Source organism: Pseudomonas sp. C2B4 (assembly GCF_013359695.1).
In the GTDB taxonomy this organism is placed as follows: domain Bacteria; phylum Pseudomonadota; class Gammaproteobacteria; order Pseudomonadales; family Pseudomonadaceae; genus Aquipseudomonas.
On record NZ_JABFMU010000027.1, the window covers coordinates 1 to 10,989 of the forward strand.

Here is a 10,989-nt window from a genome sequence, read left to right on the forward strand (position 1 = left end):
ATGGCCGGGGGCGGCTAAACCGGCATCCATGCCGGTTTGCCCACTGCGCAGAACCTCCACTCGGCCTCTCGAGGGGGCGCGTACCTCAACAGCCAAAGCAAAAGCGAGGCGGCCTGACAGCCGACCTGGCTTTTGCCGGTGAACCCAATCCCCTGTGGGAGCTGGCTTGCCAGCGATAGCGGCCTGACAGCCGACCAATCATTTACAGATATATCCCTGACCTCATTGTGGGAGCGAGCCGGCTCCGGGCGGCGTTCCGACGAAGAGGCCAGGTCAGTCAACATTTTTGCTGAATGACACACCGCCTTCGCGAGCAGGCTCGCTCCCACACAATTGGATGTTTGTCAGGCATGAGACGAGGTTATTTACCGGACACCGTCAGTTCGTCAGCCTTGCTCACCCAGCCACCACCCGTTGCCTTGTACAAATTGATCATTGAAGTGAACACTGTGGCCCGGGTACGGGTGTAGTTCAACTCGGCATCGAACAGGCTGCGCTCGGCATCCAGCACCTCGATGTAGTCGGTGTAGCCGTTGTCGTAGCGCAGCCGGGCGAACCGGGCGTAGGTGCGCAACGCCTCGACCTGCCTTTCCTGGGAGGCCATCTGTTCGCGGGATTTGCTGGACGTGATCAGGGCATCTTCCACATCCCTGAACGCCGATTGAATCGCCTGCTGGTAAATCAGCAGGGTCTGTTGCTGGAAGGCTTCTGCCTGTTGCACCTGCCCGGCGATGCCGCCGGCAGTGAAGATCGGCATGCTGGCGGCGACGCCGTAGGACCAGGTGGCGGCAGGCCCGGTGAACAGGTCCGAGAGTTGGTTGCTGACAGAACCCAGCAGCCCGGTCAGGGAAATCGTCGGGAAGTACTGGGCCTTGGCGGCGCCGATCAGGGCGTTGGCCGAGATCAGGTTCAATTCGGCCTGACGCAGATCCGGCCGGCGCTCCAGCAGGTCCGAAGGCAGTCCCGCAGGCACCGCCGGCAGCGTCAATTGCCCCAGGTCCCGTCCGCGAATGATCGGGCCGGGGTTGCGGCCCAGCAGGACCGCCAGCGCGTTTTCCTGTTGCGCGACCAAGGGTTCGAATTGCGCGACCGCCGCCAGGGTTCGTTCGTATTCGGACAGGTTTTGGGCCAATTCCATTTCGGAAATGGTCCCGGCGCCATAGCGCAGCTTGAAAATCTCGTAGGAATCGCCGCGCACCTTGGCGGTGGTACGGGCAATTTCCAGTTCCCGGTCCAGATCACGCAGCGTCACGTAACTCGATGCCACCGACGACACCAGGCTCAACAGGACGCTGCGCCGGCCTTCCTCCGAGGCCAGCAGGTCGGCGCGGGCGGATTCGCTGAGGCGGCGCAATCGGCCCCAGACATCCAGCTCCCAGCTCACATTGAGAATGGCCTGATAGTTGTTGAAGACCGGGTCGACGGACGAATCCAGTGGCACCGGACCGTTGTCCCGGGGAGAGCGGGTCCGCTGGCCTTGCGTGCCGAGCCCGACCTGGGGGAACAACAGGGAGCGCGTTTCGCCATAGCGGCCCTGGAACTGCTCCACCCTCGCGGCGGCGATCTGGATGTCCTTGTTCTCTTGCAGGGCGATGCGGATCAGGTCATTGAGCACCGGGTCCTGGAACTGCTCCCACCACAGTGTGTTGGACAGGTCCCTGGCTTCCTTGTCGGCATAACGATAAGCGGCGGGCGTGTCGATCTCCGGGGCCTGGTAATCCGGCCCTACCATGCAGCCGGCCAGGCCCAGGCACAACAGCAGCGGAAGAGGGGACTTGCGCATCTCAATCCCCCTCATGCCGGTTTTGTGCCGCGCCATCGGGGATCTGCGGTTGCGGTGCCGGGACGGTCTGTTTGGCGTCATCCTTTTTCGCGAACATCCGCTCCACCAGGTAGTAGAACAAGGGAATGAAGAAGACAGCGATGACGGTCGCCGCCAGCATCCCGCCGATCACCCCTGTACCGATGGAGTGCCGACTGTTCTCGGAAGCACCGACAGCAATGGCCAACGGCACACAGCCGAGGATGAACGCCAGGGAGGTCATCACGATGGGCCGCAGGCGTTCCCTGGCCGCCGTCATGGCGGCGTCGTAGGCCGACATGCCGTTTTCCCGGTTCAGCACCGCAAACTCGAAGATCAGAATGGCGTTCTTGGCCGCCAGCGCGATCAGCATGGTCAGACCGATCTGGAAATAAACATCATTGCTCAAGCCTCGCAGCAACACCGCGAGCAAGGCACCGAACAGCGCAAAAGGCACCGCCAGCAGCACGCCAACCGGCAGGGACCATTTCTCGTACTGAGCCGCAAGGATCAGGAACACCATCACCAGGCCGAAGATGAACACCTGAGACGAAGCGCCGCCGCTCTTTTTTTCCTCGAATGCTTCACCGCTCAAGGCCAGCGCGTAGTCGTTGGTCATGATCTCGGCGCTGATTTCCTCCAGCGCCGCCAGCGCCTGGCCGGAACTGAAGCCGGGTGCGGCGTTGGCCGTAAGCTTGACCGCCGGGAAGTTGTTGAAGCGGGTCAACAGGTCGGGGCCGGTGACGTAGCGGGTGGTCAGCACCGCCTTGAGCGGCACCATTCCCATGTTCCTGCTGCGCACGTAGATCTGCTCCAGGTCCTCGGCCTTCAGGCGATAGGACGGTTCAGCCTGCAAGATCACCTGCCACAGGCGACTGAATTTGTTGAATTGCGAGACGTACAGCGAGCCGAACATGGTCTGCATGGCACTGTAGACATCTTCCACCGGCACGCCCAGGGTCTCGGCTTTTTCCCGGTCCACGTCGACCATCAACTGTCGGGAATGCACATTGAAGGTCGAGGTGATCGCGCCGAGCTCCGGGCGCTGCTTGGCCTTCGCCACCAGATTGCCGACCATTTCCGCCAGTTGGTCCATGCTGGCATCGCCCTTGCTCTGGACCCAGACCTCCATGCCACCGGTGGTGCCCAGGCCGGGAATGGAGGGCGGGTTGACCGGCAGGATGACCCCGCCCTGAACCGTGGAAAACGCATGGGCGGCTTTCTGGATGACCGCCGGAGCGCTCTGTTCCTTGATGGTTTCCGAATCCTTGTAGCGTCCTTCGAAATCCTTGAACCCGACGAAGAAGGCCGCCGCATTGTTCTTGTTCTGGCCATCGAGCAGGCTATAGCCGTTGACGATGGCGACACCTTCGACGGAGGCATCGTTCATGAAGAAGTCACTGGCCACCGCGCCGACCTCGCCGGTGCGATCCAGGCTCGCGGCATCGGGCATGATCACGGCGCCCAGCAGATAGCCCTGGTCTTCGGGCGGCAGGAAGGCGCTGGGTATGCGCCCTGCCATCAAGACGATCAGCACGATCATGCCGGCAAACAACAAGAGCGCCACCACGAAACGCTTGATCAACAAGGCCACCATATTGGAATAGCCCTCGGTCATGCGCTCGAAACTGCGTTCGAACCAGCGGAAAAAAGCGTTTTTATCGCCGTGTTGCGGCTTGAGCAACAGCGCCGCCAGGGCCGGTGACAAGGTCAGGGCCACGAGGCCGGAGATCACCACGGAAATGGCAATGGTGATCGCGAACTGCTTATAGAGCTGTCCAGTGATGCCGCCCATGAACGCCACAGGGATGAACACCGCGCACAGCACCAGCACGATGGCCACCACCGGACCTGCCACTTCGTCCATCGCCCGTTTTGCGGCGTCCTTGGGGTTCATCTTGTGCACGTGCATGTTGCGCTCGACGTTTTCGATCACCACGATCGCGTCGTCCACCACGATGCCGATCGCCAGCACCATGCCGAACAGCGTCAGCATGTTCACGGAGAAGCCGAGCGCCGTCATGCCGATAAAGGTGCCAACGATGGACACCGGCACTGCGATCACCGGAATCAGCGTGGCGCGCAGGCTCTGCAGGAACAGGAACACCACGATGACCACCAGCACCAGGGCTTCGAAGAAGGTGTGGATCACTTCGGAAATCGAAGCACGGGTGAAGGCGGTCGTATCCATCACGATCTTGTATTCGATGCCTTCGGGGAAGGTCGCCTTCATGTCGGCCAGGGTCTTGGTGACCGCCGCGGAAACGTCCAGGGCATTGGCGCCGGGTTGTTGGTACACGGCAATCAAGGTCGCCGGTTTGCCCTGATAGGTGCTGCGCAGCGAGTAGTCCTTTTGCCCAAGCTCGGCGCGCCCGACATCCTTGAGACGAACGATCGCCGCCCCGTCGTTGCTGGCCCGCAGGATGATGTTCTCGAACTCCACAGGCTCGGTCAGTCGCCCCTTGGTGGTCACGGCAAAGGACTGTTCAACGGCTTGCCCGGTGGGGGATTGCCCGACACGGCCGACCGCGAATTGCTGGTTCTGATTGGCCACGGCCTTCTGCACGTCGGCGGCGGTGATGCCCAGCTGGGCCATGCGGTCAGGTTTCAGCCAGATGCGCATGGCGTAGTCGGGGGTGCCGAAGATACTGGCCTGGTTGGCGCCGGGAATGCGCTTGATCGCATCCAGAATGTAGAGGTTGGCGTAGTTGGCAACGTAGGTGCTGTCATAGCGGTCACCAGCGGAGTACACCGCCAGCACCATCATGAACGCCGAGGATTTCTTCTGCACCTGGATACCCTGGCTCTGCACGGCGGACGGCAGTTGCGGCAGGGCCAGGTTGACCCGGTTCTGTACGTCCACCTGGGCGAGGGAAGGGTCGGTGCCGATCTCGAAGAACACGTTGAGGGTCATGTTGCCCGTCGCGGAACTCGACGAGTTCATATAAATCATGTTGTCGGCGCCGTTGACCTGTTGCTCGATCGGCGCGGCCACGTTATTGGCCACCACCTGCGCATCGGCGCCCGGGTATGTCGCCGCCACGGTGATTTGCGGTGGCGTGATGTCCGGGTATTGGGCCACCGGCAGTGAAAGCATGGCCACGGCACCGGCCAGGGTGATGACGATGGAAATCACCGAAGCGAAAATGGGCCGGTCGATGCAATAGTGGGAAATGCTCATGGTGCTTTCCCGCCCGTTGCTCCGGTTGCACCTGCCTTCACCGTTTCGCCGGGCGGGCTGGCTGACGGCGCAGTGCCGGCCGCTTCGACGATGTTCAGCGGCCCACCGGGCGTGACCCGGATGGCGCCATCGACCACGATACGCTCGCCGGCACGCAGCCCCTTGCTGATGAACCAGTTATCGCCTTGCCATTCCCCCACGTCCACCACCCGTTGCTCGGGCTTGCCCTCGGCATTGAGCACCCACACGAAATGGCTCTTGGCACCCTCAAGCACGGCTTTCTGTGGCACCAGGATGGCATTGGGACGGGTAGCGCCCTTGGCCAGCGCCTTCACGAATTGACCGGGACGCAGCATCCCCTTCGGGTTGGCCAGTACCGCCCGGACCAGAAAGGTGCCGGTTTCCTGGCTGAACGACGGCGCCAGGAAATTAACCTTGCCGCGCTCCGGGACCACGGTACCGTCGGCCAGCACCACTTCGACTTCAAAATCGCTGCTGGACGGGAATTTGAGGCGGCCGGCGCTGATTTCGTCGCGGTATTTGAGGGTTTCGTTTTCCGAAAGACTGAAATTGACGTACATCGGGTCCATCTGTGACACCGAGGTCAGCAGCCCCGACTCACCCGGCGTGACGTAACTGCCATCCTGTTTCTTCGCGTAGCTGGAGAGGCCGGTGAGGGGCGAGGTGATGGTGGTGTAGCTCAGATTCAACTGGGCGGTGCGCACCACCCCCTCTGCAGCCAGTACCGCGGCGCGGGTTTCACGCTCTTCGCCGACGGCATTGTCCAGATCCATCTTGCTGACTGCGTTCTGCGCTGCCAGTGGACGGACACGGGCCAGGGCGGCCTTGGCCACCTCCCAACGGGCCTGTTGCTGGGCCAATTGGCCCTGGGCCGACAACAGCGCCGCTTCAAAGGGTTTGCGGTCCATCTGGAACAGCGTTTGCCCGGCCTTCACCAGCTCGCCTTCGGTGTACAGCCGCTTGTCCAGGAAGCCGGCGACACGGGCGCGGATTTCCACTTCGCGGGAGCTCTGGGTCTGGGCGACGAATTCGAAGGTCACCGGGGTATCACGGGCGGTGACCGTCATGACGGTCACATCGGGCGGTTTACGGGCGGGGGAGTCGGGCGCTTTGTCACAACCGACAAGCAGGCTTGAAACCCCTACCATCAGGGCGATCGGCAAGCCCACGAGCCATCGGACAACATTTTTGTTCGCACCCATGCTCATACTCCGTGAGGTCACCCGATCAGTAGCGTAGTCACTAACTCCTCGTCACGCTAACCGGTGGGGCGTCGCCTGTTACATGGTGTTGAGAGCCATTTACTTTTCTGCGGGTGCGTCAGTGTCAGGCTTGGGCCGAGTGTCGTCGGTACCCTCGTTGCGGTGCCGATGGGTCAGTTGATCTTCATCCTGTTTCTGGTAACTGCGGGTCCACGCATTGGCCTGGTCTTCGCTTTCGCCCAGCATCAACAGGGCGCGACGGGTCATTTCCAGGCTGGAGTGAAAGGTTTCCCGTATCGGCCGGGCGCCCGCATCCATCAGTTTCAGGGCCTCCTGCCGGTCGTGGGCCCGCGCGATCACTTTGACGCCGGGATAGAGCCGGGTGATGGTCCGGACGGTTTCAAGGTTGATCTGCGGATCGTCGGTGGTGACGATGACCAGTTGCGCCGTATCGACCTTGGCGGCGTGGAGAATGTCGGGTCGAGTCGGATCGCCGTAATACACGGGCAGGCGTCCTGACGCGCCCTGTTGGTCGAGCGCCTGAACCGAGGTGTCCAGGGCAACCAGTGAGATGCCCCGGGCTTGCAGCATGCGCGCGATCACGCGGCCCATTCGACCCATGCCGGCAATCACCACTTTCGGTTCGTCGCTGATGTCTGGTGGGGCTTGCGGTCCGCCCGAAACGGCAGGTGCTTCGCGCATCAAGGGCGACAAAGCAATCATCAGCAGGGGAACCATGGCCATCGACAGCGTGATGACGAGCACCAGCAGATCGTGGACCTGCTGATCCAGCAAGCGATGGCCCAGCGCAAGCTTGAACACCACGAAGGCGAATTCACCGCCGGAAGCGAGGACCACGCCGAGGCGGATAGCGTCGGCCCGGTTCAAGCCCTCCGTCAGTCGCCCGAGCCCGAACAAAAGAGGCAGTTTGAGCACCACCAGCAATAGCGTCAGCCCCAGGACCACCCAGGGCGCGCCAAACAGCAAGCGCAAATCGGCGGTCATGCCCACGCCGACGAAAAACAGCCCGAGCAACAGTCCCTTGAACGGTTCGATCTGCGACTCCAGTTCGTGACGAAACGGCGACTCGGCCATGAGCAGTCCGGCGAGGAAAGCCCCCAATGCCATGGAGACGCCGACATGCTCCATCACCCAGGCGGTGCCGAGCACGCACAATAAGGCCGTGGCGGTGGACAGCTCGCGCAGGCCGGGGATCACGGCCCAGCCGAACACCGGTCGCATCAGAAAACGCCCGCCGACAATGATTGCGCCGATACCGCCCAGCACCGTCAGCAGCTGCCGCAGCTCACCGCCTTGCGCCTGGTCGGGATCGACACTGCCCAGCAACGGAATCACGGCAATCAGAGGAATGGCGGCGATGTCCTGAAACAGCAGAATGGCCACCGCCATGCGACCGTGGGGCCGACCCAGTTCCTTGCGCTCGGCCAGGATTTGCAGGCCGAAGGCGGTCGACGACAGGGCCAGCGCCAGCCCGAGCACAATGGAGGCCTGGAGCGTCTGGGCAAAAAGGTAAAACGCCATCGCGGCAAAAATCGCCCCGGTGAGCACCACCTGGATCAGCCCGACGCCGAACAGCAAGCGCCTCATCATCCATAGCTTGCGTGGCGAAAGCTCCAGCCCGATGACGAACAACAGCAACACCACGCCCATTTCCGAAAGCCGGCTGACGTTCTCGGAATTGTTGATCAGGCCCAGCACCGAAGGCCCGATCAGCACCCCGACCAGCAGGTAGCCGGGAACGGCGCCCAGGTTGACGCGTTGGGCGAGCGGCACCAACAACACCACCGCCAACAGAAAGATGACCGTTGCCTGGAGCAGGCTTCCTTCGTGTGGCATCTGCGCTTCTCCGTGCTGTCTGCCGCCTCGGACCGAGGCGCGAGCGAAGTATAGTCATTGGTGCAGCGTGCATATATTCCCCTGAAACAGTGCAACACACCGTTGCAACTACACTGTTCTGAAGTGGCACCGCGGACCGGCCAATCATGAGCGCGAAGTCATTGCCCCGGATCGACCTGCGACGATTGATCCTGTTGTTTACGTTGCTGACAGCGCTGATCACGCTGGCGAGTAGCCTTTATGTCGTTTATCAGGCCCAGAGGCAGACGCTGATCGATTCGGCCTTACAGTCCAATCGTGCCTATGCAACCAAAGTCGCGTCGAGCATCGGTGATCTTCTCAGGAACGGCCAGGAGAACCTGGCCTACAGCGCCGATCTGCTGGCCGGTCAACTGCACAATGCACCCTTGTTGAAGAGCGAGGCGGCTCGCCTGCAGCGACAGGATTCGAGCTTCAACGTGGTGGGGATATTCGATGCCACAGGGAAGGTTCTGGAAGCATCACCCGAGAGCCTGCAAATCAAGGGACGAACCTTTCGTACCGAAGGCGTTATTCAAGCACTGCATGGGCGTCAACCGATGATCAGCTCGGCGTTTGTCTCCGAGATCGGCAACCTGGTGATCTTCGTTTCCCATCCTATTCTCGATTCGAACGGACAGTATCTGGGGGCGGTGGGCGGTACGGTTTACCTGCTGAAGCAAAGCGTCCTGCACACCCTGATCAGCAGCCACTTCAATAACGTCGATGTTCAGGTGTACGTGGTGGACAACCGTCGGCGGCTGCTCTATCACGCCGATCCAGACCGGATCGGCCAGATGCTGGGTCCCGACACGGCGGTGGACGCTGTTCTCGGCGCAGGCGCGGGAGCCATGGAAAGCGTCGACGACAAGGGTATTGCGATGCTGTCGGGCTACGCCTGGGTGCCCGACAGCCGCTGGGGCGTGATCTGCGCACAATCGCGTGAAACAGCCCTTGCGCCACTCAACGCCCTGATTGGCAGAACCGTCCTCGTCGTCCTTCCCGTGTGCCTGATCGGTTTCGCGATCATCGGGTGGGTGGCAACGTTGATTACCCGGCCATTGCACCAACTGGCGTCCGTGGCGAGTCATATGGATGCCGCTGATAGCCCGGTGCAAATCAAATCGGTTCGCGCCTGGTACATCGAAGCCGCGCGTATCCGCCGTGGGCTATCGAAGGGTGTGGTGCTGATGCAGGAAAAACTCGGTCACCTCAACCGTCAAGCCCAAAGCGATCCGTTGACCGGCCTGGCGAACCGCCGGGCGATGGATGAGGCGCTGCTCGAACTTGAGCAGTCGTCTACGCCGTTCAGCGTGATGGCAATGGACATCGATCATTTCAAGACGGTGAACGACACCTATGGCCATGACGCTGGCGACGTCGCGTTGCAGGCTCTCGCTGATGTAGTCAGGCAGAGCTCGCGAGACGGCGATCTGGCATGCCGTACCGGTGGGGAGGAGTTCACGGTCCTGTTGCCGAACACACCCATCGCCAACGCGATCGATGTCGCCGAGCGTTTGCGTGCCAGGGTGGAAAGCATCAGGATCGACAGAATCGGTTGCGTCACTATTTCCATTGGCGTGGGCAGCTGGCTGCCGGAGGGTCCGCCCGTATCAGCCGTCTTGAAGCAAGCCGACGAGCATCTTTATAAGGCCAAGAAAAACGGAAGAAACCGGGTAGAGGCTTGATGGAGCCTTTATACAGATCCCACCCTGATAGATCGCGATCGGTAGAGGCGAGCACTTAGGGGTCGATATCAGACACGCCTTGCTGATCCCTGGCGCCGACAATCGGGTGACTTGATCAACGGGGAGAACAGGACATGCTGCCACTGACCGAATCCGGGCGGCCACAACCCCCGGTGTTGCGGATTGGTTTCTGGTTGATGGAAGCCTTCGATCTGTATGCCCTGGCCAATGCGCTGGAACCCCTGCGTCTGGCCAATCAGCTGGCAGGACGCAGTGTCTGCCAGTGGCAGATGTTGAGTCTGGAGGGGCGGCAGTTGTACGCCAGTAATGGCATCGCAACGGCCACTGCGCGACTGGATCAGGCGCAACAGTTCGATGTGCTGATCCTCTGTGGTGGGGATAGCCCACATATTGAGTTGGAGCATCCAGACCTGCGCCGACAGCTGCACCACTGGGCAGCGCAACCGATCAGCCTGGGGGGATTGGGCAGCGCAGGATGGCTGCTGGCGGACATCGGCGCCCTGGAGGGCTTCCGTTGCAGCTTGCCGGAGCCCGCCGCCTCACTGGTGTTTGCTTCCTTCAGCAAGCTGACGCCGGTGGCGGCGCCGTTCTGTGTCGACCGCGGGCGCCTGACCTGCGTCGGCCCGCAGGCTGTCCAAGGGTTGATGCATGAGCTTCTCGCCCGGACCCATGGCCGTGGCCTGATCGTGCGGATGGAAAAACACGCCACACGTCAGGCCCGGCCACTCCTGCCCATGGAGGAAGCCCCGGCAAAGCTGCAGGCCACTCTGACCTTGATGAAAGAACACTTGAGCCCGACGCTGGAGATCGACGAACTGGCCGAGACCCTGGGCATTTCCCGCCGTCATCTGGAGCGACTGTTCAAGCGCAGCCTGGGTTGTTCGCCGTCCAGACACTACCTGGACTTGCGGTTGCAGCAGGCGCGCCAGTTGTTGCGGACGGGTGAACAGCCGCTGTCGGAAGTGGCCACGGCGTGCGGGTTCGTCTCGTTGCAGCATTTTTTCCGCTGCTATCGGCAGTACTTCGGTGCACATCCGCGGGATCACATGGGCGCGCTCAACTCGGTGCAGCGTCAGCGGGTTCCGCCTTCGCGAGCAGGCTCGCTCCCACATTGAACCGCGTCCTCCGAAACAACCCGATCACCAGTGGGAGCGAGCCTGCTCGCGAAGAGGCCGTCACTGCCAACATCCCAACTGACTG

At 61.7% G+C, this 10,989-nt stretch carries 6 protein-coding genes; 2 read left to right on the top strand and 4 right to left on the bottom strand.

Features of this window, described 5'->3' with window-relative positions; all coding sequences use genetic code 11:
* Positions 1–361: 361 nt before the first annotated feature.
* The 4 genes from HNQ83_RS17550 to HNQ83_RS17565 form a co-directional block, all read right to left on the bottom strand.
* Positions 362–1,783 carry an efflux transporter outer membrane subunit gene (locus HNQ83_RS17550; RefSeq protein WP_175390097.1) on the bottom strand — a complete coding sequence of 474 codons (1,422 nt, stop codon included), beginning with the start codon at positions 1,781–1,783 and terminating at the stop codon, positions 362–364.
* A gap of 1 nt (position 1,784) precedes the next feature.
* Positions 1,785–4,982, bottom strand: coding sequence for an efflux RND transporter permease subunit (locus HNQ83_RS17555; RefSeq protein ID WP_175390098.1), 3,198 nt, complete (start codon positions 4,980–4,982; stop codon positions 1,785–1,787).
* On the bottom strand, positions 4,979–6,070 hold the full coding sequence (locus tag HNQ83_RS17560; RefSeq protein ID WP_175390160.1) for an efflux RND transporter periplasmic adaptor subunit: 1,092 nt from the start codon (positions 6,068–6,070) through the stop codon (positions 4,979–4,981). Before HNQ83_RS17560 ends, HNQ83_RS17555 begins: the two co-directional genes overlap by 4 nt.
* A gap of 234 nt (positions 6,071–6,304) precedes the next feature.
* Positions 6,305–8,062 carry a monovalent cation:proton antiporter-2 (CPA2) family protein gene (locus HNQ83_RS17565; protein WP_175390099.1) on the bottom strand — a complete coding sequence of 586 codons (1,758 nt, stop codon included), beginning with the start codon at positions 8,060–8,062 and terminating at the stop codon, positions 6,305–6,307.
* A gap of 146 nt (positions 8,063–8,208) precedes the next feature.
* Between HNQ83_RS17565 and HNQ83_RS17570 the strand changes: the two genes are divergently transcribed.
* Together HNQ83_RS17570 and HNQ83_RS17575 are read left to right on the top strand one after the other, a co-directional pair.
* Positions 8,209–9,768 carry a sensor domain-containing diguanylate cyclase gene (locus HNQ83_RS17570; RefSeq protein WP_175390100.1) on the top strand — a complete coding sequence of 520 codons (1,560 nt, stop codon included), beginning with the start codon at positions 8,209–8,211 and terminating at the stop codon, positions 9,766–9,768.
* Between the two features lie 134 nt (positions 9,769–9,902).
* The gene (locus HNQ83_RS17575) at positions 9,903–10,904 is read left to right on the top strand and encodes a GlxA family transcriptional regulator (RefSeq protein ID WP_175390101.1); all 1,002 of its coding nucleotides are present in this window, start codon (positions 9,903–9,905) and stop codon (positions 10,902–10,904) included.
* Positions 10,905–10,989: the final 85 nt, after the last annotated feature.